The organism is Pseudoalteromonas sp. DL2-H2.2 (assembly GCF_021532535.1).
Taxonomy (GTDB): Bacteria; Pseudomonadota; Gammaproteobacteria; order Enterobacterales; family Alteromonadaceae; genus Pseudoalteromonas; species Pseudoalteromonas rubra_A.
On record NZ_JAKGBD010000014.1, the window covers coordinates 59784 to 82915 of the forward strand.

General features: G+C 49.1%; 23 protein-coding genes. 6 read left to right on the top strand and 17 right to left on the bottom strand.

Annotated elements, in window-relative coordinates:
• Positions 1-104: 104 nt before the first annotated feature.
• The 3 genes from L1285_RS19490 (at position 105) to L1285_RS19500 (ending at position 4296) form a co-directional block, all read left to right on the top strand.
• Entirely contained in the window at positions 105-2138 is a 2034-nt protein-coding gene (locus tag L1285_RS19490; protein WP_235413869.1) for a S9 family peptidase, read from the top strand.
• 189 nt (positions 2139-2327) lie between these two features.
• Entirely contained in the window at positions 2328-3326 is a 999-nt protein-coding gene (locus L1285_RS19495) for a S41 family peptidase (RefSeq protein ID WP_235413871.1), read from the top strand.
• Positions 3327-3537: 211 nt separating this feature from the next.
• On the top strand, positions 3538-4296 hold the full coding sequence (locus L1285_RS19500; RefSeq protein ID WP_235413872.1) for an alpha/beta hydrolase: 759 nt from the start codon (positions 3538-3540) through the stop codon (positions 4294-4296).
• A 55-nt stretch (positions 4297-4351) separates the two neighbouring features.
• Here L1285_RS19500 and L1285_RS19505 read toward each other — a convergent pair whose 3' ends face one another.
• Both L1285_RS19505 and L1285_RS19510 read right to left on the bottom strand, forming a co-directional pair.
• Positions 4352-4633, bottom strand: a complete 282-nt coding sequence (locus L1285_RS19505; RefSeq protein ID WP_046006507.1) for a hypothetical protein — start codon at positions 4631-4633, stop codon at positions 4352-4354.
• A 168-nt stretch (positions 4634-4801) separates the two neighbouring features.
• Positions 4802-5155 (bottom strand): MerR family transcriptional regulator, encoded by a 354-nt coding sequence (locus tag L1285_RS19510; RefSeq protein ID WP_235413874.1) that lies wholly within the window; start codon positions 5153-5155, stop codon positions 4802-4804.
• 81 nt (positions 5156-5236) lie between these two features.
• Here L1285_RS19510 and L1285_RS19515 point away from each other — a divergent pair, with 81 nt between their 5' ends.
• The gene (locus L1285_RS19515) at positions 5237-6052 is read left to right on the top strand and encodes an aminotransferase class IV family protein (RefSeq protein WP_235413876.1); all 816 of its coding nucleotides are present in this window, start codon (positions 5237-5239) and stop codon (positions 6050-6052) included.
• Between the two features lie 44 nt (positions 6053-6096).
• Here the strand turns inward: L1285_RS19515 and L1285_RS19520 are convergent, their stop codons facing one another.
• The 7 genes from L1285_RS19520 to L1285_RS19550 all read right to left on the bottom strand — a co-directional run bounded on the left by L1285_RS19520 (position 6097) and on the right by L1285_RS19550 (position 11740).
• Positions 6097-6699 (bottom strand): hypothetical protein, encoded by a 603-nt coding sequence (locus L1285_RS19520; RefSeq protein WP_235413878.1) that lies wholly within the window; start codon positions 6697-6699, stop codon positions 6097-6099.
• A complete protein-coding gene (locus L1285_RS19525; RefSeq protein ID WP_235413879.1) occupies positions 6696-7184 on the bottom strand; it encodes an RNA polymerase sigma factor in 489 nt (162 codons plus the stop codon). Before L1285_RS19525 ends, L1285_RS19520 begins: the two co-directional genes overlap by 4 nt.
• 178 nt (positions 7185-7362) lie before the next feature.
• Positions 7363-9525 carry a S9 family peptidase gene (locus L1285_RS19530; RefSeq protein WP_235413880.1) on the bottom strand — a complete coding sequence of 721 codons (2163 nt, stop codon included), beginning with the start codon at positions 9523-9525 and terminating at the stop codon, positions 7363-7365.
• Positions 9526-9722: 197 nt separating this feature from the next.
• Positions 9723-9914 carry a hypothetical protein gene (locus L1285_RS19535; protein WP_125779337.1) on the bottom strand — a complete coding sequence of 64 codons (192 nt, stop codon included), beginning with the start codon at positions 9912-9914 and terminating at the stop codon, positions 9723-9725.
• Between the two features lie 41 nt (positions 9915-9955).
• Positions 9956-10126: a DUF1328 family protein gene (locus L1285_RS19540; RefSeq protein WP_235413881.1), complete on the bottom strand. Its 171-nt coding sequence runs from the start codon at positions 10124-10126 to the stop codon at positions 9956-9958.
• A 70-nt stretch (positions 10127-10196) separates the two neighbouring features.
• Positions 10197-10643, bottom strand: a complete 447-nt coding sequence (locus tag L1285_RS19545; protein WP_235413882.1) for a PA2169 family four-helix-bundle protein — start codon at positions 10641-10643, stop codon at positions 10197-10199.
• A 152-nt stretch (positions 10644-10795) separates the two neighbouring features.
• The gene (locus L1285_RS19550) at positions 10796-11740 is read right to left on the bottom strand and encodes a mechanosensitive ion channel family protein (protein WP_235413883.1); all 945 of its coding nucleotides are present in this window, start codon (positions 11738-11740) and stop codon (positions 10796-10798) included.
• Positions 11741-11990: 250 nt separating this feature from the next.
• Here L1285_RS19550 and L1285_RS19555 point away from each other — a divergent pair, with 250 nt between their 5' ends.
• A complete protein-coding gene (locus tag L1285_RS19555; RefSeq protein ID WP_235413884.1) occupies positions 11991-12551 on the top strand; it encodes a BON domain-containing protein in 561 nt (186 codons plus the stop codon).
• 48 nt (positions 12552-12599) lie between these two features.
• Here the strand turns inward: L1285_RS19555 and L1285_RS19560 are convergent, their stop codons facing one another.
• The 8 genes from L1285_RS19560 to L1285_RS19595 all read right to left on the bottom strand — a co-directional run bounded on the left by L1285_RS19560 (position 12600) and on the right by L1285_RS19595 (position 21548).
• Complete coding sequence (locus L1285_RS19560; protein WP_235413885.1) at positions 12600-14549, bottom strand: hybrid sensor histidine kinase/response regulator; 1950 nt, start codon at positions 14547-14549, stop codon at positions 12600-12602.
• A 9-nt stretch (positions 14550-14558) separates the two neighbouring features.
• On the bottom strand, positions 14559-15005 hold the full coding sequence (locus L1285_RS19565; RefSeq protein ID WP_235413887.1) for a response regulator: 447 nt from the start codon (positions 15003-15005) through the stop codon (positions 14559-14561).
• Positions 14977-16485, bottom strand: a complete 1509-nt coding sequence (locus L1285_RS19570) for a sensor histidine kinase (protein WP_235413889.1) — start codon at positions 16483-16485, stop codon at positions 14977-14979. Before L1285_RS19570 ends, L1285_RS19565 begins: the two co-directional genes overlap by 29 nt.
• Positions 16486-16496: 11 nt before the next feature.
• Entirely contained in the window at positions 16497-16697 is a 201-nt protein-coding gene (locus L1285_RS19575; protein ID WP_046006493.1) for a histidine kinase, read from the bottom strand.
• A gap of 13 nt (positions 16698-16710) precedes the next feature.
• Positions 16711-18120 carry a sigma-54-dependent transcriptional regulator gene (locus L1285_RS19580; protein WP_235413890.1) on the bottom strand — a complete coding sequence of 470 codons (1410 nt, stop codon included), beginning with the start codon at positions 18118-18120 and terminating at the stop codon, positions 16711-16713.
• Positions 18121-18135: 15 nt separating this feature from the next.
• A complete protein-coding gene (locus L1285_RS19585) occupies positions 18136-19767 on the bottom strand; it encodes a diacylglycerol kinase family protein (protein ID WP_235413891.1) in 1632 nt (543 codons plus the stop codon).
• Positions 19768-20028: 261 nt separating this feature from the next.
• Positions 20029-21018 carry a tetratricopeptide repeat protein gene (locus tag L1285_RS19590; RefSeq protein WP_235413892.1) on the bottom strand — a complete coding sequence of 330 codons (990 nt, stop codon included), beginning with the start codon at positions 21016-21018 and terminating at the stop codon, positions 20029-20031.
• A gap of 74 nt (positions 21019-21092) precedes the next feature.
• Entirely contained in the window at positions 21093-21548 is a 456-nt protein-coding gene (locus L1285_RS19595) for a DUF6326 family protein (RefSeq protein ID WP_235413893.1), read from the bottom strand.
• Between the two features lie 199 nt (positions 21549-21747).
• Here L1285_RS19595 and L1285_RS23930 point away from each other — a divergent pair, with 199 nt between their 5' ends.
• Positions 21748-22932 (top strand): helix-turn-helix domain-containing protein, encoded by a 1185-nt coding sequence (locus tag L1285_RS23930; RefSeq protein ID WP_235413894.1) that lies wholly within the window; start codon positions 21748-21750, stop codon positions 22930-22932.
• Positions 22933-23132: the final 200 nt, after the last annotated feature.

Sequence of the window (23132 nt, forward strand, 5' to 3'; positions counted from 1 at the left end):
ACACATCGGGTTTTTATCCGCTTTTATCGCGTATCAAGTGACATCTGTGGCGCACTGCATAACTATGTGGCTCTTATTAAAATGATAACAATAGGAGGCTGTCCATGCCTTTTGGACTCAAACGTACTTTGCAATGTTCCTTACTGGCGTTTGCAACACTACCCGTATTGGCGCAGGCAAGTGCCGGGCTACAGGCTGAAGATATCTTTGAGCTGGAGTATGCAAGCGATCCACAAATATCGCCCAATGGTGAGCAAGTGGTGTACGTGCGTAACAGCAACGATGTAATGAAAGACGCCAAAAGACAAAATCTGTGGCTGGTGGATGCCAAAACCGGCGTACAGTCTCCGTTGTTCTCAGACGAAAACCGTTATCATCAGCCTCGCTGGTCGCCTGATGGCAGTAAAATTGCTTTTCTGAGCGATGTGTCTGGCAGCACTCAGGTGCACGTGCATTACATTGCGCAAAATCGCACAGCATTGTTGACTCAGTTACAGTCTGGGATAAGTGACCTGACCTGGTCGCCAGATGGTAAATGGCTGGCATTTAGCCAGAAAGTAGAAGAAAAGCCGGCAGTGATTGCCAAAATGCCTGCTAAGCCCAAAGGCGCGCAGTGGTCAGAGTCGGCCATAGTAATTGATAAAGCTTATTATCAGGCGGACGGGCGCGGTTTGGTTAAGCCCGGGTATAGACAAATTTTTGTGTTGCCAAGTGAAGGCGGCACGCCTCGTCAGCTGACTTCAGGTAATTATCACCACAGTGGCAAACTGGCCTGGCGCAGCGATTCAAAGGGTATCGTGTTCTCGGCTAATCGCATTGCAGACTGGGAATATAAACGTTTAGAAGGCGATCTGTTTGAAGTAGGCTTTAACGGCAAGATCACACAGTTGACCAATGCACCGGGTCGTGAGCACTCTCCGAGTTTTTCGGAAAATGGCAAGCAGCTGGCGTTTTTGAGCTCATCAGGCGAGCTGAACCCGTACCGCAATCACAAACTGAACATTATGAACTGGCAAAGCAAGCAATCTCGCATGATTGCGAAAGACTTTGACCGTTCAATCCAAAACCCAAGCTGGATAGGCAGCGCTAAGCTTGCCATCGCCTATGACGACCATGGTATGCGCAAGCTGGCCACCATTACCACTAAAGGCAAAATTAAAGATCTCACCGACACGCTGTCGGGCACCACGCTGGGCAGGCCTTATCTGAGCGGTCAGTTCAGCGCCAACTTTGATGGTGAAATCGCCTTTACCAAAGGTTCAAGCTCGCGCCCTGCGGATGTGGCAGTGACAACCAGTAAAGGCAAAGTGAAGCCGCTGACAGCCCTGAATGAGGACTTACTGGCGCACAAATCACTGGGTAAAGTGCACGAGATCACTTACAAATCATCGTTCGATGGTGAGCCAATCCAGGGCTGGTACGTTACGCCGCCGGACTTTGATCCGAGCAAGAAGTACCCGCTGCTGATGGAGATCCACGGTGGTCCACACCTGGCTTATGGCCCACATTTCTCGGCTGAGTTACAACGCTACGCAGCACAGGGCTATGTGGTGTTTTACGACAACCATCGTGGTAGTAGCTCATATGGTGAGCGCTTTGCCATGTTGCTGAAATACAAGTACAGCTCAAAAGAAGACTTTGCCGATCACAACTCGGGTGTAGACGCCATGATTGCCAAAGGCTTTATTGATCAGGATAACCTGTTTATCGCGGGTGGCTCTGCGGGCGGTATCGCGACTGCCTATGCCATTGGCCTGACCGATCGCTTTAATGCTGCTGTGGTGGTTAAGCCGGTGATCAACTGGTTAAGTAAAGTACTGACGGCCGACAGTGGCCTGGTGCAGATCCCCACTCAGTTCCCAGGTATGCCGTGGGAGCATGTTGATCATTACTGGGAGCGCTCGCCGCTGTCTCTGGTAGGCAATGTCACTACGCCGACTATGCTGATGACGGGCGAAGAAGACTTGCGTACCCCAATGGCTGAAACCGAGCAGTTTTATCAGGCACTAAAACACCGTAAGATTGACTCTGTGCTGGTGAAAATCCCGGGTGCACCCCATGGTATTGCCGGGCGTCCTTCGCGGATGATCAGTAAAATAGAGCACACGCTCGCGTGGTTCGAAAAATATAAAAAATAACGGAAAAGCCGCGCAATGCGGCTTTTTTAATGTCTGTTAGCAAAAGGCAAAATAACCCTTCGGTGCGCCTTTATTTTGCCCAACAATCCCGCGATGAGCTGAAAAAGCCTGAGCAGTGAGAAAAAATGAACGTTTTCCTGAATCGGGTATCTTAACTGCCTAATAACTAATAATTAGAAGGAATTACAAATGAGGCTTATTCAGTACTTTGGCTTACCTTTGGCGCTGCTATCTTGTATTAGCAGTGCTAATGAGGGTCTTAACAAGCAGGAAGTTGTCAGCTCTTTAGTGAATGAAATTGAAAACAGTTATGTTGAAACAGACAAAATTCCCGGCCTGACAAAGAGTTTACGTCAACTCAAAGATAACCCAGCCTTTCACGGCGCTGTTACTCAGGATGAATTTGCCGCTTTGTTGTCCACAGAGCTGAAAAAAACCGACCCGCATTTTAGTGTGCAGTGGCGCGATCCGAGTGGTGGTGTGGCACAGAAAAAAAATGAATCCTGGTTCGCTAAACTGGCGCGCAATAACTCAGGCTTTAATAAGGTTGAGATCTTGCCCGGCAACGTCGGATATATTGACTTCTGGGGCTTTGATAATGTTACGGATGACTCAAAAAGTACCGTGGCAGGGGTGATGAAGTTTGTGGCCAATGCGGATGCCTTGCTCATTGATCTGAGAAAAAATGGTGGTGGCAGTGGGGAAATGGTGCAGCTGATCAGCAGCTATTTTTTAAAGCCCGAAACGCATTTAAATAGCATCTACTGGCGCACCACCAACACCACCCGCGAGTTTTATACTATAAAAGAGGTAGCTGCGAAGGCGAATTTGACCATTCCCTTGTATGTGCTCACGAGCAAAGGAACCTTCTCGGCAGCTGAAGAGTTTGCCTACAACCTGAAGCATCTGAGCAGAGCCACTTTGGTGGGGGTGGTTACCAAAGGGGGCGCAAACCCCTGGCAATACTACGAGCTGGGTAACGGTTTTCGGGCCGGCATTCCTATTGCCAAGGCTATCAATCCTGTAACCAAAAGCAACTGGGAAGGCGTTGGCGTGAAGCCAGACATTGTTACGACCAGTGAGGCGGCTTTCAATGCGGCTTATAAACTGGCGCTCAAAGACGTCGCTAAGGTCGCTGATAACGAATATCAGCTGGCCCAGATTAAGGACAAAATCGATACTCTGTAACTTTTTGTTCCCGCAAGTGCCTCCCTGTTCGTCACGCATGGCAAAAAGGGAGCACATGCGGCAAATCTTGCTGGCGTTGAAGTTTGTCGAGGCTTGCTATAACGTCCAGCATCAGCAAAGGAATCAGGTTTTGAACCGGGTACAAAAAGTGGTATTGGACGTTTCAAAGCCGCATAATACGGCTTTTTAACAATGTAGTTCAGGAGTTTTTATGAAGTTTTTAAAAGGATTTTGTCTGACAGCTGCCTGCTGGCTGAGTACAGCTGCGGCCGATATTCAACCTGCCAGTGTTTACGATAAAGCCCGTGACAGGGCCATTCCGGTTGAGATCACTTATCCCAAATCTCACGCACAATGCAGTGACAAAGCCCCTTGTCCGGTGGCGTTTTTTGGCGCGGGCTACGGTATATCGCATACCGCTTACACCTTTTTAGCTAAAGTGCTGAATCAACATGGATATATGGTGGTCGCAATTGGACATGAGTTGCCGGGTGATCCGCCGCTGTCTGTCTCTGGTAATTTGTTTGAAACGCGCAGCGAGAACTGGCAGCGGGGTGCAAAAACACTGGCGTTTTTACAGGGGGAATTACAACGCAGCATAACAGGGTACGATTTTAATCATTTAACTTTGGTTGGCCACTCTAATGGGGGTGATATTTCTGCCTGGCTGGGTAATGAAGGCAAGCCCTATGTAAAACAGATCATTACCTTAGACCACCGCCGTGTACCACTGCCAAAAACCAAGGGTATCAAGGTGCTGTCGATCCGTGCCAGCGACTTTGCGGCAGACCCGGGCGTGTTACCCAGCGAGGCAGAGCAAGCCGAATTTGGTAGCTGTGTGGTGACCATTCCCAGGGCGCGCCATGATGATATTGCCGACTTTGGTCCTGGCTGGCTGAAGGATAAGATCACGCAACTGGTGAGCCTGCATCTTGCTGGAAAACCATGTGCTGTATTGAAGAGCGCGTGAACCCGGGAGTAACCTGAGCAGTAAAGTGCCTCTGAGGGTCAGAGGCACCGGCAAGTTAGGATAATTGGCAGATCAACATCACCTGATTGTTGAACCTGCTGAGAACTGGGTAGTAGCCATTGGCTTTGCCCCAGATTGCGGCGCGCTCGGTTATGGCACCAACGTGCAGGGCATAGTCAATAGGCTCTGAAATAAGGATCGGTGGTCTCGCGCCCATGCAGCGGCTTTTATCTCCGTATAAGGCTTGATGTTTGTATTGGGCCAAGTCCATAGCTGCGAGCGATTTGAAGGGGAGCATCCATAATGCGCCCAGTAGCAGTGCTGACTTTAGTTTCATAAAAGTATCCTTCTAATTTTTGGTTAATAGATGGTTTCTTTTATGTTATCAGTTTTGTTCATTTAATAAATACATAATGTGGTGTTTTTAATACTATTGTCTTGGGCGGCGGCGGTTTATCCCCGCTACAGATGTGGTATGCAGCTTTAAAGTGCAGAGATAATCACTTTACCCCTGCTCAATCTCTGTTAAAAACTGACTCAGTATCGCTTTACTCTCGGCCAGCCGCGCCGTTTGTTCATCAACCGCTTTTATTTCGCGATGCAACAGGGTTCGAAGCTCGTCGCAGGGCTCAAAAATGGGTCTGTCACCACGAATACAGGGCAGGAACTGTAAAATGGTACTGAGCGTCATGCCCGCACCACTTAAGAACTGGATACGTGTCAGTGTTTGTATGTCCTTTGAGTTGTAGTCACGATAGCCTGAATGGGTGCGGCTAGGGTGCAGCAAGCCCTGCTCTTCGTAGTAGCGCAGCATACGTATGCTAATCCCTGTTTGTTTCGATAATTCACCAATTTTCATTTTGCTCCCTTGACTCTCACAGTACTGTCAGGGTTTATAGTACTGGCTTCCATCAATGCATTCAAACCGGGAGTTAATTGTATGAATGAACACACCTTTACACCGCAAACTGTACTTAATGGCCAGTTAATTCAAGAGCCACAGATGAGCCCCCTAGCCTTTGCCGGCTTTGCACATTTTACTGCCATGCAGGTACGAGATGGCAGGGTAAAAGGTATGGACTTGCATCTGGACAGGTTACGTAACGCGTCGGTGGCGCTGTTTGGACAGGCGCGGCCTGATGCTGACATTCTGGCTTCAGTGCGCGCTGCCATGGCAGCATCGGACAAAGACGCCTCTTTGACCGTAACTGTGTACTCTGCCCATGGAGAGTTCACCTCTGCCAGCATGAATGGTCAACCTGAGATAATGGTACGCACTGGCGCGCCTGCAAACGGACCAACCGGACCGCTTACGCTGCTGGCTACGGAATATAGTCGGCCATTGCCAGACATTAAGCATGTCGGCGAAATCAGCAAAACTTACTATCTCCACAGGGCGGTAGAGCAGGGCTATGATGATTCGGTATTCCTAGATAGTACCGGTTGTTTGAGTGAGGGAACCATCTGGAACCTGGCCTTTTGGGATGGCGAAGCGGTAATTTGGCCACAGGCTCCTAAACTACAAGGCACTATGATGAGTGTGCTACAGCGGCAGCTAAGGTTACTTAATATCGAGCAGCGTACCGAGCCGGTCACCTTGAGCCGTGTGCCATCGCTGCGCGGGGCTGTGGTGATGAACTCCTGGACGCCAGGTGTGGCGGTAGCAGAAATTTCCGGGCACAGCCTGAGAGAGTCTGAGTCTTTGCGCACGCTGCTTCATCAGGCCTATGAAGCAGAACCTGTGCAGGCTATCTAGTACGTTGAGCCCCGGTAAGTCTGCCGGGGCTCAACGTGATGTGTTTATTCGTCGCTCAACTCATTAAGCTGCTGCTCCACGCGCGCAAGCAAAGGTCCAAACCTTTTCTCGGCGGCGCGTTTATTCCAAAAGTAGATCCCCACCATACCGAGCAGCACAATCAGGTAATACAATTGCATGTGCGTATCGAGTTGAATCACCCCGTTATCATCCATGTTGGCGCCCAGCGTGATCAGCATAACACTGACAAAGACCGGTGCTATGTACCACCAGACAATGTTCTCCAGTAGTTGTTTTTGCTGAGCAAGCCTCTGCTGCTCCTGGTGTAAATACGCACGGATACTGTCATCTTTGCAGGGGGTCAGACGTCGGGCTTTGAGCAGTTTATACGGAATATACAAGCTGCTGAGCGTTGCCAGCACACAGCCCAAAGACTGCATCCAGTTAACACTGATAGTCAGGCCATACAGCCAGACGGGGATAAGCAGCAATGAAATGGAGATCTCCATAAAATCGCGCACCTTAATGTCGCGCTGATATTTTTTTGTTTTGGCTTTCAGTTCGTCGACCTGTAGTGTCAGTTCTGCCTCTGAGCTGCTCGATTGAATTTGTTGCTCGAAATTTTGCTTTAGATCATCCAGTTTCATGACTCATCTCCTACAAAGTTTTGCTCAAACTCACGCTTAATGCGTTTGATCCGCGAACGCACTGCGTTATCGCTTATTCCCAGGACCTCTGCAATATCCTCCGATTTAAGCCCATCCAGGTACATGATGAGGACGCCCACATCAATATCGCCCAGCCGATCCATAAACTGCGTCAGAATATCGGCCTGGCAGCCTGTATGCTCAGCTTCAGATTGCTGCGCAACGTGATTTGATATGCTGTGGTGGAGGTCGTTGCGCTTGACCCTGTTTCTAACAAATGAATTGGCGGTGTTGAGCGCCACTTTATACACCCAGGTGCCGATTGATGCGCGCCCGGAGAAGCTTTCATAGCTGCGCCACAATTGCAGTAGGATCTCCTGGTACATATCATCGCGCTCGCCCGGACCGCCATAGCGTGAAGCGATGTACCGTATTCGCCCGTCGTTCTCAGCGAGCATTTGTTCGAATGAAGGTTGCGTATCCACTTTGTCCCTGCTTTTTGTTGTTGATGTTATTTGGTTAGTCGTGCCCAGGACCTGAATGTGTCATGCCTGTCAAAAAAAGTGCAGCGAATTTAAAAGCGGGAGAGGTATGCCATAACTTTACAGGTGGTTATGGCTTGTGTCCCCGGTTGAACAACCGGGGATGAGTGTAACGAGCGTGCTATAGTTTGCCTTCAGCCAGACCAATGATAAAGCCATAGCTCAGTGCAATATCGTTGATGCGCTTAAAGCGGCCCGATGCGCCACCGTGACCGGCTTCCATATCGGTTTTTAACAGCAAGGTGTTGTTGTCTGTTTTATACTCGCGCAGTTTGGCCACCCACTTGGCAGGCTCAAAGTATTGTACCTGAGAGTCATGCAGACCTGTGGTGACCAGCATGTTGGGGTAGTTTTGCGCGCTCACTTGATCGTACGGAGAGTATGAACGCATATAGTCAAAATAGACCTTCTCATTCGGGTTGCCCCACTCGTCGTATTCGTTGGTGGTCAGTGGTAATGAATCGTCCAGCATAGTGTTGATCACATCCACAAAAGGTACTGCAGAGTGGACACCGTGATACAGCTCAGGCGCTTGGTTGATCACCGCGCCCATCAACAGGCCTCCTGCGCTGCCGCCTCGGGCATAAAGACGTTCAGAGTCGCCATAACCCGACTTAACCAGTGCCTTGGTGACATCAATAAAATCATTAAAAGTGTTCTTTTTATTCAGCTTTTTACCGTCTTCATACCAAGGTCTGCCCAGTGTCTGCGAGCCGCGAATATGTGCAATGGCATACACAAAGCCACGGTCCAGCAAGCTCAGCGTGCTGACACGGAAGTTAGGGTCAAAGGTTACGCCATATGAGCCGTAGCCATATTGCAATAACGGGTTAGTACCGTCTTTTTTGAACATTGATTTTTTATAGACCAGTGTCACGGGGACCTTGACCCCATCTCTGGCTTCAATAAACAGGCGCTCAGAGGCATAGTCATCGGCATTAAAGTCGCCCAAAACCTTGGTTTGTTTACGCTGTGTTTTTTCCAGCGTATTGAGGTCAATATCATAAATGGTATTGGGCGTGGTCATGCTCTGATAGCTAACCCGAACAAACTGGCTATCCAGCTCGTAGTTACCTGTCATCGAGGCCATATAGGCAGGATCATTAAAGGTCAGTGTTTGGCGTTTTTGGGTTTTCAGGTTTAACACATTCAGTGTGCCTATGCCTTCAACGCGAGACTGATACACCAGGTGATCATTAAACAGCTCTACTTCTTCGAGCTTAGCGTCTGGGTTATGTGCAATGATGGTTTTCCACTTACCTTTGTCCGCTACGTCATTCTTGTGGGCTTTCATAAGCTTAAAGTTGACGGCGTTGTCGTTGGTGTAAATGAAATAGAAATCGCCCTGTTTAAGCAGGCCGTACTCGTGGCCTTTGGTGCGTGGCAGCAGACGTTGCGGTTTGGCTTTAGGGTTATTGGCATCCAGGATAGAGAGTCCTTTTGACTCAGTCGCATGGTGAACAATGTAGACCTCACTGCCGTCTTTGCTTTTGGTCAGGTAAGTGTAGTAAGTATTATCTTTTTCTTCGTAAACCAGTTCATCTTTTGACTGGTCCTCACCTAATACATGGCGAAAGACCTGAAAACCGAGCAAAGTGACCGGGTCTTTTTTGATATAGTAAATGCTGCGATTGTCATTGCCCCATTCAATGCTTTGTGCTGCGCCTTCGAGCTTGTCTGTGTAGATTTCACCGGTTTCCAGGTTTTTCACGCTGATTGTGTAGATACGGCGGCTGAGGGTATCTTCCGCAAACGCCATGAGTTTACCATCCGGACTCACACTCAGTGCGCCCAGGCCATAATATGACTGACCTTCGGCGCGCTCATTGGCGTTAAAAATCTCTGTGGCATCACTGCCATCGGCGTGTTGGCTGCGATAGTAAGCACGGTATTCCTGGCTGCCCTTCACTTCACTGAAGTAATAATAATCACCGCGTTTTAACGGTACGCTGCGATCGTCTTTGGCGATTTTATTTTTTATTTCTTCAAACAGCGTTGTGCGCAGCGTATCAATCGGCGCCAGCTTTGCATCGGCGTAACGGTTTTCCTGCTCCAGGTGAGACAGCACCTCAGTTGAACTGCGCGTGTCATCCCGCAGCCAGTGATAATTGTCGACCAGTTTGTAACCGTGGATCTCGGTTACATGAGGTATTTTTTTTGCAACGGGTGGCTGAACCTGTTGTTGGCTAGCCTGAGTGTCTGTGTTTTGTGTAGGTGTCGTCTGGCTGCATGCGCTGGCCAGTAAAACAGCTCCGGCAAGAGCGCTTAGTTTTATTGTTCTCATGTCTGTCCTTTGTGACATTCGGGTGTGACCCGTTTATTAGTGAAGCGAGCTAGGCCCAAAATGTGTTTAACTTAATTGTTGTGGGATTGTAATCACATTCGAAACAAAAGTACAAAAAGGCTGAGACAAGCGGGGGTTAGCGAGTAAATAAAGGTAAACGAAAGGGCCAGCTCAGTGTTGAGCTGGCATGCCCTCTGTTAGCAGTTTTCGTTTTCTGCATTAAGGTTTTCTTTGGCTTCTTCGCACAGGTCTTCAGCCTTGTTCTGTACATCAGTGATGGCCTCGTCTACGCGCTCGCCTGCATTTTCTGCCGGGCCGTCAGAACAACCAGCCAGACCTAAAATGGTGATAAATAAAGTGGCTTGTAGTGCAGTAATAATGTGGTTCATAATGTGCTCCTTAATCAATTCAATGAGGTTACTTGCGGCTGCTAAGCGTTTGGCTTTTTAATCACAGGCAGCACAAACGACAGCAAAACCAGCGCAATAAACACAAAGAACAGTATTTGTGCTATGCCTGCTGCGGCACCGGCGATGCCCCCAAAGCCTAAGATGGCACTGATCAGTGCAAGTACTAAAAATCCAAGTGACCAACGTAACATGTGAACCTCCTGTCGGTGTTTTGTTAAGCAGGGCAACAGCCCTGCTAAGTCAGTGATGTGACCTGTACAACTAGGCGGTCAATTCCTGAAGTGCTTTCATTTCGTCATGGCAAGCCTGCATGCGGACCTGAACTTGTCTTAAGTCCTGAACACACTGAGGTGGTAATTGTTGCTCCAGCGCATCGGCCACTTTATCTAGCACCTTGTCCTCTACTTCTTCCAGCTGAGATATGTAGGTGTGTGTTTTGTCAGTACTCAATACACCCAGCACCTTAGTGTAATGCTCACGCAACGTAACCAGCATGTCAGAGTCAGTCTCGTGCTCGCCTTCATCAATCAGCGCGTAGGTTTGCAACTTCGAGATAGCCTGAACCTTTTCAGTGATCATGGTGTTGAAAATGGCACTGATGCGCTCATCGTCTACTTTGTCTTTGGCGTCTTTGTAAAACTCCATGCCACCATTGAGCACCTTGACTAATTCCTTCAACGGTTCCATATCGTAGTTCGAATGTGTCATCGTTTAACTCCTTACTTGATTGCTTAAGTTTGTTTGTTGCTTAGACTAATGCATTGCCCGTGCCAGCTTTAAATTCGTTTAATATCATATATTTATGCTTCTTTGATTAAACGGACGATGCAAGCTTTACCTTGAGTCTGTAACTTTTACGCTTAACGACTCTGTACTTCTTTCTCACCTTGCGGTTTGTGTGTACGCTGGCGCATATTGATTTGCATGTCCTCCAGGTTAGCACCGCCTTTGGCATTAAAATCCAGCGTACGAATAGGAAAGGGAATAAGAATGTCGTTTTCTTCCAGGGTTCTGTGAATTGCAATAATGGCTTTGTGGCGCATCTGCATAAAGCCAATCTCACCGGGATAGTCAATCCAGAACCACACCAGCAGATTGACAGAGCTGTCACCAAACCCGCAGGCATACACATCGGTTTCGTGTTGTTTTATGACGCCATCCAGCTCGTTTATGGCCTCCACTATCACAGATTCGGCCTGCTCGATATCATCGGCATAAGAGATCCCTACTTCTATTTCTATTCGTCGGGTGGCCAGGCGGGAGTAGTTGATCAATTCATTTTTAAACAGGATCTTGTTGGGCACTATGGCCAGCTGACCATAAAAGTTCTCAATTAAAGTATTGCGCAGGTTAATTCGGCGGACGGTGCCGAAGGTGTCGCCGGCTTCCACCACATCGCCAACCCGAAATGGTTTTCGAATACCCATTACAACTCCGGCTATCATGTTTTCGGTCATATCCTGAAAGGCAAAACCGACTGCCAGGCCTATGATGCCGGCACCGGCAAGTAGTGACGCCACCGCTTTTGACAGCCCCATAATATCCAGGGCAAAGAAAAACCCGATCGCAACCAGGATCACACGACAGATCCCCGCAATCAGTCCGGCTATCTGGTTTGACTCAAACAAGCGTTTGAGCAAGGTCAGCAGCCAGCGCGCAAGGAATTTAGACAGAATCACAAACACAATAAAAATGAGTGTTGCAATGACCAGGTTGGGCAAATTCTTAATCGTCAGTTCGGCCCAGTGGACGAGCTTTTCGTTGATCAGCGACCAGAAGTCTTGTGGGGTAAATGTAAATGACATAACGCCTCCTTATTTGTATCTGGTGATAGCAGCAGGGAGCGTGCCATTGAGCGATGTATTTAATTTCAATAGGTTAGTAAAAATCGCGCTGATCTGTGTAGAAATTGCCAGTAAATAGTTCCACGCTGGTATGTAAAAGATACAGGCAAAAGGCAGAGGGAATCACCTAACTACTTGATTTTAAATGGTTAAGGGAATTGGCATGCAAGCTGCACCTGTGAAAGTGAACTCATCCACAAGGAGAATGATTATGAAACGCACAATTTTAACTCTAGCTTTTGCTACGGCTTTTTCAACTACTGCGGTTAATGCTGCTGACAATCAGTGGGAAAAAGAGGCCAGCGATGCCTGGATAGACGGTAAAGCCGAGGCCACATTACTGTTCAATGGCAACCTGAATTCGTTCGATATCAACACAGACGTGAAAAACGGCGTGGTGATCCTCACAGGTAAGGTCGACCACAGCGTTGATAAAAAACTGGCAACTGAGCTGTTGATTGGTATTGACGGTGTAAAAGAGGTAGACAACCGTTTAACTGTGGTACCAGAGAAAAAGGATAAAGAGGACAAAGGCGATGCAGAGTCTGACTTTGTTGATGCCAAAATCGCGACAGTGATTAAAACCCGTCTGCTGTTTGATACCGACATCAGTGGTACCGATATCGATGTTGATGTCGACAATCAAACTGTGACGCTTACCGGTGAAGTCGAGTCAGACGCCGAGAAACAGTTAGTCGTGAATATTGCAGCCAATGCAGACGATGTAAAGCGCGTTAACAACAAGCTGACCGTTGTTGATGAACGCTCTTAATGTAAAAGATAACTCCCTGGACTTTTAGGCACGCACAGCGTGCCTTTTTTATGCGCTTTGCACAATGGCGGCCAAATCGGGAAGCGAAACGGGTTTAAGTAACACCTGGCTGACCGGGTAAGAGAGCAGGGCGTCCGGGTCGGGCTCACTGCCGCTGACCACCACCAGTTTAGCCGGGCTCTGGCGCTTATGAGCTGCTGCAACCAATGCCAGCCCGGAGCCATCGGGTAAATTCAGATCCAGCATCACCACATCAAAATCTGCGTGTTTTTCTAGCTCGCTCAGGCCCTCAGCACAGCTGCCCGCAGCGATGACTTCACATTCCAGAGACTCCAGCAGTAGCTTCATTAAGTTGCGTGCATCCGGGTCGTCTTCAACCAGTAAAATCCGTTTGTTTTTGATGTGTGAATCACCCGGCTGTGTAGTGAGCCCGTCTTGCGCTGGTTGTGCGGATAAATAATCCTGTAAGCAGGATTCAAGCCCAGTAACGTTAATAGGTTTGGTCAGCGTATCGTTAAAGCCGAGGGCTTTGAGGGTATCCAGATTGCCCTTTTGAGCTGCGGCCGTCAGTGAGATAATCGGTGTACTAATGCCCTGTGCGCGCAGTTTTACAATGGTGTCTTTGCCGTTTAATACCGGCATGTGTAAATCCATAAACACCAGGTCAAAATCCGCATCAGCCTGAGTGAGTAAATCACACGCAACTTTGCCATTTTCCGCAAAGCAGACCTGGGCACCCGTGGCTGTAATGAGTTGCCCCAGCAACTGGCGAATTTCGGGCAAATCTTCAACGATGAGCACCTTACCGGATAAATTCGTTATCCTTGTCGAAGGCCTATTTACTGTGGTACCAAGCAGATCTAGCTGACCAAGCTGGCCGGAACATTGGCCCGGCTCAATAGTAAAGCTGAAGGTACTGCCGCTGCCCACGCTTGACTCAACCTGTAAACTTCCCCCAAGCAGACGGATCAGGGCTGAGCTGATGGCCAGTCCAAGGCCGGCACCTTCCTCAGAGCGCGTGGTACTGTCCTGCACCTGCTCAAAGGGCTTAAAAATATGTGTCAGTTTATCCTGAGGAATACCAATGCCGGTATCCTCAATCGAAAAACTGAGCTTACCTTCAGCGGCTGGCCGCACTTCAATTGAGACCTGCCCACTTGGCGTGAATTTTATGGCGTTGTAAACCAGGTTGATTAGCACCTGTTTAAGACGTTTTTCGTCAGACTCGATATAAGCGGGTAAATGCGCGTCGGTGTGAATCTCAAACTGCAGGCCCTTTTTATCCGCAGCCATGGAAAACAGGCTGTGCAGATCGGCAAGTAACGAGGCCAGGCAGATCTCACTTGGCTCAACTTGCAGGCTATCGGCGTTGATTTTCGACAAGTCCAGCACGTCATTGAGCAGGTTAAGTAAATGCTGGCTGTTGTTGTGAATGATAGACAGCTCAGGTTTGATATTGTCCAGCTCGCTGCGGGTTAGCAACAGATCGGTGTAGCCCATGATAGAGGTCAGCGGGGTGCGTAACTCATGACTCAGATGCGCCAAAAAGCGGTCTTTGGCGCGGCTGGTGGCCTGTGCCCGCAGCCGCTCCAGACGCTCACTTTCAAGCTCCCGACGGGACAGAGCATAGCGGATCGCGCGGATAAAGCGCGGGCTGCTGATCTCAGATTTAAGCAAGAAATCTTCTGCGCCCAAAGCCTGGGCATCGGCGTCCAGCACCTCGTCGGCCTGGCCTGTGAGCATCATAAAGGAGGTATTAATGGGCAGCGCTTTGGCGGCTTTAAGAATGGTCAGGCCGGTATGTCCGCCAAGCTGATGGTCAAGCAGGCAGAGATCGAACTGATCAGACTCCAGTGCCTGAAGCACCTCATCGAGTTCACTGAGCCAGGTTACTTCAAACTGATAGTTAGGTATTTGCTGTAAGTAATCCAGTGCCAGTATATAGTCGTCTTCGTCGTCCTCTACCAGTAGTAGCTTGACCAGCTGCGCATGTTGCATCTGTGCCTCCTAAGGTAACTCGACGATTTCGATCCAGTATTTCCCCAGCTGACGCATCAGCTCTACCAGGCCATCAAAGTTCACGGGTTTGGAGATGTACGAAGCCGCGCCAAGGTCGTACCCTCTGAGTTTGTCTTCTTCTTCTTTTGAGGTGGTGAGGATCACCACAGGGATTGAACGCAGTGTGGGGTTGCTCTTGATTTTTTGCAGCGCCTCACGTCCATCCATGCGTGGCATGTTCAAATCCAGCAGTATAATACTGGGACGGGGGTGTTTGGTTTTGTCTTCGAACGGCGGTTCATTGTTAAGATATGCCAGCAGCTCAACCCCATCTTGCACAAAGTTCAGGTTGTTCAGCACCCGGCTTTCCTGCAGGGCGTCCTGGGTTAGCAAACGATCGTCTTCATCGTCGTCTGCCATCAAAATATTAATGCGTCTGGTTGGTAAACTGCTCATCAATGGTATCCTTTAAGGTGAGAGTGGAAGCAAGGTCGGGCAGCAGGATCCGAAAAGTGGTGCCCTGGCCTTCAATACTGTGTGCGCTGATCTGTCCGCCATGACGCTCGACAATGCGTCGGCACACGGCCAGACCAATTCCGGTGCCTGCATAGGTTTTGCGATTGTGCAGGCGCTGAAATGGGGTAAATATTTTTTCGCTGTATTCGGCGGCAAAGCCAATGCCATTGTCGGTCACATCAATTTCCAGCCAGTCGCATTCAATGTCTTCAAGCAACTTATTAGGTGCGGTGGTCTGGCTCATGGTAATGGTGATCTTTGGTGGTACGCCCTCGCGGCGGAATTTCATGGCGTTGGATAACAAATTCAAAAACAGCTGATGGAGCTGACTTGGGTCGCCTTCAATGGTTGGTAAAGGGTCGACCTGAATGCAGGCCTGGGCGTCATTGATTGCGATTTCAAGGTCATCCAGAACTGTGTTAATCAGCGGGTTCAGTGCCACGTCTTCGAATTCCTTGCCTTTGGTGGTTACGCGGGACAGCGCAAGCAGGTCAGTAATTAATACCGACATGCGGGTTGCGGCGTTGTCCATTCTCGACAGATAGTCTTTACCTCTGTCATCCAGTAGTGTTTCGTAATTGGCCTTGATGCGATCGGAAAAGGCGCGAATTTTGCGCAGTGGCTCTTGTAAATCGTGTGAGGCGATAAAGGCAAAGTCTTCGAGCTCCCGGTTGCTGCGGGCCAGCTCATCGGCGTAAAGCTCCAGCGCCTGGGTGCGCTCTTTTACTTTGTCTTCTAATTGCTCATTGTAACTTTCTATCTGTTCCTTTGAGCTGCGAATATCATGGAGGTGCTTAAGTAAAAATAATAAAAATAAGGTGCTGACCGCAATGCTTAATATCGTAAACCAGATCAGGTTGTTCTGTGCAGTTTCACGCGCCTGTGTCAGCCGCGCCATCAGCAGGTTCCGGATCTCAGTTTCTTCACGCATGATGGTGGCATACATGGTGCGCAGGTTTATTCCTGTACTTCGTACGTCGTCCAGCATTCTGTGTGGCTCAAACTGCTCCTTGTCACGGGCAAGGGTTACGCTTGCCGACAGCGACTCAAACTTTATCTGGGCATGCTGAATATAACGTTCAAGGCGCTTTTGCTGTGGCGGACTTTCCGACTGAATGGTCTGCGCCTGTTGCAGACTGTGCTCGAACTTTTTTAGCGCAATCTTATATGGGTTCAGATCGCTTTCACGCTGAGAAATAAGGTAGCCGCGTTGCCCTGATTCGGCATTAAGAATATCAATGTGCAGCTGATCGACCCTCAGCATGACCTCGCCGGTATTTTGCAAACTGCGCTGGATCCGGGCGATTTCATCGGTATTTTTCAATCCCAGCGCGGCCACTAACACGATCCCGATAAGGATCAGCAATGGGACCAGCCAGATCAGTTTTTGCTTGTGGTTTGATTGATTGAGTGAGTGCAAGTCAACTCCCACTAGTCTTGTGTCATCAGGGTCTGTAACAGTTCGCTACAGGCCTTGCTGGCTTTAATGATGTCGTCGGCTGATTTCTGGATTTCGGCTTCTGAGCCCGGTTGTTGGCTCAGGATCTTGATAAGCTCCGCGTGCATGGAAATATGATTAAGTGGCTTTCTGGCATCATGGATCAGGGTTGCTAAATCGGGTTTGTCTGTCATTGTTGCCCTCGCTTCACTGGATATCTTCAGAAGGTGATTGTTCAGAAGTTGATTGCTCATAAGCATTTAAGCGGTTGTAAAGTGTTTTGGTGCTGATCCCGAGCATTTTGGCCGCCAGGGTTTTGTTACCATCAACCGAGTTCAGGGTTTGATAAATCAGCTTTTTCTCGACTTCTTCGATGGTTTCTCCGACTTTTACTGGTGCGGATGGGGCTGCCACACTGGCGGTTGTTGCAGCAGGCCCCGCTGGCTGCACTTGTCCTTGGCTCTCCTGTGGGATTGTAAATGGTGAGCTGACAATCTCGTCTATCGTGAGTGTTGTTGTATCCGGGTCTGCCATAATAAAGGCCCGATGGATGCAATGCTTAAGCTCGCGTATGTTGCCCGGCCAGCTGTGTGCGGCCAGTACTGAGTGAGCCTGCTCACTCAGCTGATAGTGGGTCTTGTATTCCTCATTTAGCTGATGCACAAAGTACTTACTGAGCAGCGGAATATCCTCTGGACGCTCACGCAAGGGCGGGATTTCAATGGGGAACACCGCCAGGCGAAAATAAATGTCTTCTCGCAGTACGTTTTTATGCGCAATTTCAGCCAGAGTACGGTTGGTAGCAGACACTACCCGGCAGTTGACGTCGATGGGTTTTGCGCCACCTACCCGGGTAACGGTTTTTGTTTCCAGTGCCCGCAACAGGTTGGGCTGCATTTCTATCGGCATTTCGGTAACTTCATCCAGAAATAGAGTGCCATCCTGCGCCAGTTCAAAGACCCCTTGCTTTTGGCCGACGGCGCCGGTGAAAGCACCTTTTTCATGACCGAACAATTCGCTGCCGATCAGATCTTTGGCAATCGCACCACAGTTAATCGCAACTTGTTCACCGCTGCACTGGCTGGCGTTATGAATGGCCTGTGCAACCACTTCTTTACCTGCGCCGCTTTCTCCCATCAACATCACATTGGCATTGGTTTTGGCAACCCGCTCTATCATAGTGACCAGCTTTTTCATGGCCGGAGAATGGCCAATAAGACAGCCAAAATGACGTTCAAAGGGGTCTGCCTGACGCGGTTTTGCCGTGGTATTTCTGTTTAATACGCGCTTAACGTCATCGGCTTCAATGGGTTTGGTCAGATAGTTAATTTGGTCGTCGCACATATTGGCCAGCGCGGCTTTAACAGACGGATGGCCGGTGATAAGTGTAATGTGCGCTGAAAGTTTTTGATTGCGAATGTGGTCTATCAGGTGCAGACCACTGCCATCGGGCAGCATAAAATCAAGAAACAGATGATCAAAACGCATATCCGCAAGCCATTGTTTTGCTTCTTCAATACTGCCTGCGGTGTATACGTCACAGCCAATAAACTCAATGATCCGTGCGGCGATTGTGGTAAATTCCTGGTCATCATCAACCAGTAAAACGGTTTTCATTCGGGTTCCTTGTTATTAGTCTTGTGCTGGCTTTGGTGCCATTATCCACAGTGAATCCGGGTTCACCTCTATGTTCAGGTTTTCGGCACTTTTTACTTCACCATCAATACTATACTGTATTTGTTCGGTGTCTGCGTGTAAAGCGACTTGCTGGCAGCGGGTATGCGAAACGGCGCTTTCCTGAGCCGTTGTGCCAGAAATACCATGTGCAATGAGCTGTGCCACACTCAATGCACGCGATGTCGACTCCGGCTCATGACGTATCAGCGTCAGGTCCAGTAAGCCATCCTGATAATTCGGCTCACCCGCGCCCTGGGCCAGCACAGTGGTGACAGGGGCCGCGTTGGCCACCACCAGGCTGGCAATATCCAGGCTTTGCTGTGGTTCGTCATCCACACTGAGTGTCACGCGTTGCTTTTGACCATCAGAGACCGCATTAATAAAACCGCTGATGTAAGCCAGCTGACCACTGCGGTTTTTTTCACTGCGGTTGGCATGCTCAATCATCTGGGCTTCAAAGCCAAAGGCGGCAACCAGCAGGCCGGTTTCGCCGTTGCAGCGCATAGTATCTATGCGGATGTGGTGCTCGCTCAGCAGGGTATCACAAGCGCAATTAATGGGGTCGACCTTACTGCGTACGCCCAGCAGTACGTGCGCCAGTGCATTGGCAGTACCCAGTGGAATAAACCCCAATTTACACTCGCTGTTAACCAGTGCATGGGCTACGGCAGTCAATGTGCCATCGCCACCACAGGCAACCAGACGTTCTGTGTTTTGGCTCAGTTTGCTTGCCAGTGCCGCAACATCGGTGTCTTTTTCTGTAAAGTGCAACCGAGGAGTGTACTGGCTGCACAGCAAGCCAATCACCTGATTATCGTATTGATGCCACTTTCCCGAGCCCGAAACGGGATTGATGATCATCGGCAAGGCTGGGCTCGGAGTGTCGTGTACCTGCTGCATGAGGGCACTGAGACGGCGGTGCTGGTAACGGTTTAAGCGCGCCGTCTGACGTTTGCTGTTGATAAACTGCATGGCATCATCCACAGACAAAGATGGGTCTTTTGCCATCAGGTACGCTGCAACCACAAACACTGAGCGACCGCGTCCAAGCGCACAGTGGACCACCACCTTTTTGTTGAGCTGATGCATCACACTGAGCCAGCTCAATGCCTGCCTCAGCTGAGCTTCGCTGGGCGTTTGATGATCTAAAATGGGGATATTCTGATAATACAGACCCTGTTCTTCGGCAGACCAGTTTAGTCCGTCAAATTCTGCGGTCACATCTAAAATGGCTTCAACCTGTTTGGATTGCAGCATGGGAATGTCGCTTGGAAATAACCGACAAGCCAGAAACAGATTGTCTTGCAATTCCTGAACGGGCGGTACACTGTCCTGATATCGTTGCCAGGCGTTATAAAGCTGAGCCCCCATAAAATAGGGCATGAGTAAAACCTTGATATAAAAAGGTACTTGTCCTGTGGTCCGTTTTCGAAACAGCCCCGGTCTGTCCAGGGCGTAAGCCACATAGACACAGCCAACAGAAGCACTGAGCCAGATGGAAGGCAACAGAAACACGCTGTCCAGGCTAAGCATGGTTAGTAACAAAGTAAACAGCCAGAGAGCAAGATAGTAGTGCGCAGTGCTCATGGATACTCCTTAAGTGAGAGACTGATAGACACTATTCAATTTTCATTCCGCTTTGAGGGCCATGAAAACGGGGTATATTCATTTCAATGTAGGTGAGTTTTACAGAGTGTGTAAAATTTACCGACTCATATTGGTGCATAACAAACTTGCATCTCTGACATAAGATATGAATGAGTTGGAAGAAAGGCCACAGATAAATTATTTTGCCAGGCGATGAGCCACAAACAGGGAGCATGACAACCCCGTCTGTGGCAACAAGGATCAGGTTCTGGCTAGCTTTCTCAGCGCAGAGCGGGCTTTTTTCTGTAGCTGGTTACTCAGTGTTTCTGTCAGGACTTCGTTCAACAGTTGTTTTGCCATTGGGGTTTTGCTGCTGTCTATGGCTAACTCGGCCAGCCTGAATTTGACCTGGCTTTTGTCGGGTAAATCGTAGTAATAGGGCGCCTCTTCCAGATACTTGCGCAATGCCGCCTCACCTTCGCTGTGATACTTGCCTAATTCCTTGCTAAGCAGGCCAATGAGCACCAGTGCCTGATATCTGGCTTTTTCTTGCTGCCTGTGGATTGTTTTCAGGGTTGCAGCTTTGCGCAATTCAATCAAGGCTTGTTCGTTTTGGTCGCGTTCGCGATATACCTGTCCCAGGGTAAAAAAGAAGCGCGGATCAGTGGCAAAGCTCTGCTGGCCGATGGCAATTAAGCGTGCGAACTCTTCCTTTTCATCTGACATTCCAGCGAGGTGCAAGCGGGTCAGGAAGGCTTCAAAGGGCGCGGTTTTTTCTAACTCTTTAATATGTGCCAGAGCGGCCTGCTTATCGCCACCAAACAGGGCTGGGGCATTAATGTAAAACTTGATCAGCGCAGTGCGATACTCTGCATTATCCGGGGCCAGTTCCACGGCTTTGATAAACGAGGCTTTGAGCTTTTTAATATAACCGGAGACGCTGAAAATACTTGCCTGCTCAGCGATTTTTGCGACTACTTCAACATGGGCAAAATAGAGCTCGGGGTTGTTGGGGTGCTGAGCGAGTGCATTTTCTATGTGTTGCAGCGCAGCTTCGTCCTGATCTTTTTTTAGCGCAATGCGGGCCAGAAGCAACGGCTTTTGATAGTCAGTGGTGTGTTGTTGGTTCAAAAGCGTATGCGCCAGGCGCAGATCCCCTTTTTCGAATGCGGCAAGACTGCGCTCCATACTGGCAGAGGCTGTGGTGCTGCAAATAAGCAGTGCGAGGGCTGTTAAAGAGGCGTTTTTCATGTGTCTGTTTCCTTCTGAGTATTTTAGAGTCTGCGTGTTACTTTTATCCCTGAGTGCGTTGGGCGTGTTCTGAGCTAACTTATGGTGCTTCCCTGGGGCAGTGTGGCAGGCGCGCGCCATCGGACGCTTGTCCAGGCAATGGCCAACAATAAGCTAAGCTGAATGGCGGCCAGAAACAGATAAAACGGATCTGTTTCTACACCACCCAGTACAAACAGAAACGTCAACGGGACAGCGACAAGATTACAGACGCGGTTTGGCCAGTAGCCGAGAAATTGAGACAAGAGGATCATCATAATCGGCACTTCGATTAGCAAAGCCGAGACCAGCAGCAGTGGCTGAGATAACTTAACAGAGCCGGAATATCCACTCATCAGCGTGTCGATAACACCCGGTGTAATAAAGGCCGAGACAAAGGCCAGAATATCGGCATAAACCATATTCAGCATGACCAGCAGCCACAGTGTGGCAAGTTTGCGGCGAATATGGGCATCCTGTGGTGTGTCAGCGGTTGTCATTGAGATTGTCATACGTGGTTCCTTAAGTCATATTGGGTGTCCATGTCACGGTGTTTGCCCTGATGTATCCGGGCTGCACTCAGACTAGTCGCGCTGAATGAAGGTGTCGTCCTGGCGTAAAGGCTCGGACAGTTTTGTGACAAAGTGAAAATTAAAAGTAAACAAAACAAATAACTAGGAATGACTTTATTTCAAGTGTCAGGGGAGAGAAGTGGCTGAACCTATTGTGATGGTGCTCACGGCAATGTTGCTTGGGCAAGTGGTAATGAGTGTTCCGGTGTTGCTGATCAACCGTGCAACGCGTGCGTATCGATTGCCGCTGGCGTTGTTTCTCATTGCCTGTGGCGTACTGGCGCTCAATGCAATCGTGCCCGTTGCATTCCCCGACAGGTATCAGGCCTATACCGTGGTAGGGTTTCCCATGCTTTTTGTACTGTGTCCCGCGTTGCGCTTGTACATTGAGGGGCTGACAGCACAGACACACTGGACCCTGAGCAAAGCGACATTAAAGCAATTCGTTTTAATATGGCCTGCGCTGGGAGTATCTTGTTTGATGGCTTTATTACCGATGCAGCAGCACCAGGCACTATTTGTCACAGATGAGGTGCCAGGCGGTCTATACGTTGTAATACTGGCCGGTTCTATGCTGGTGCTGATGTGCTTGTGGTTGTTGGAGTGTGGGTTAACCCTGCTGATGATAACAAAGCGTCTGTTGGCTTTCAGAGCGGCACTAAAAGCACGTTATTCCAATCTTGACGATCCCAGAATATTTGCTGCCAAAAGGCTCGTTTTTATCGCGGTGTGTATCTGGGTGTTGGCACTGAGCTCAGCCTTCCTGTCCAGCTTGCTGGGGCACACCATACTAACGCTGGGCAGCGAAATGCTTATTGCTCTGATACTGATCTGGAGCCTCACTTTTTTTGCCATGCAGCAAACTTCGCCATTACTTGCGCCTGAAGCGGATTGTGCGCTGAGCAAGCAGAGGGCGCCGGGCACATCTTTAAGTGAAGGCTCAATCAGTAAATATCACAAATCAGCGCTGGATGAGTCCCAGTCTGCCCGGATAGTCAACAAAATCACGCACGCCATGCAAGATAACCAGCTCTATCTGGATGCCGATCTGACACTGCAAAAACTTTCGCAAGTAAGCGGTGTCTCTCCTAACTACCTGTCTCAGGTGTTAAACGAAACACTGCAAATGAACTTTTTTGATTTTGTAAATCACTGGCGCATTGAAGCCTCGAAATCACGCCTGCTGACCAGCCAAGACTCGGTGCTGCACATTGCACTTGAGGTTGGGTTTAACGCCCGCTCTTCATTTTATAAAGCATTTAAGAAAGAAACGGGCCTGACACCGGGGGAGTATAGATTGAGCCGGCAAACGGACAGAAAGTAATGATGAGTCACAGAGTTTGAGAGCAGGTTACTGGATGGTATGCAGGCTTAATGAGCTAAAAGGCAATTTTGTACAATTGAATGGGAAAATTCAATTATTAATATAATCATAATCTTATGTGCTCATCATCTTGATGTTGTTTCTTTAATGGGTATAATTGGTTGGATTTATTTTTCAATTATGTTGAAAGGATTTAGCTC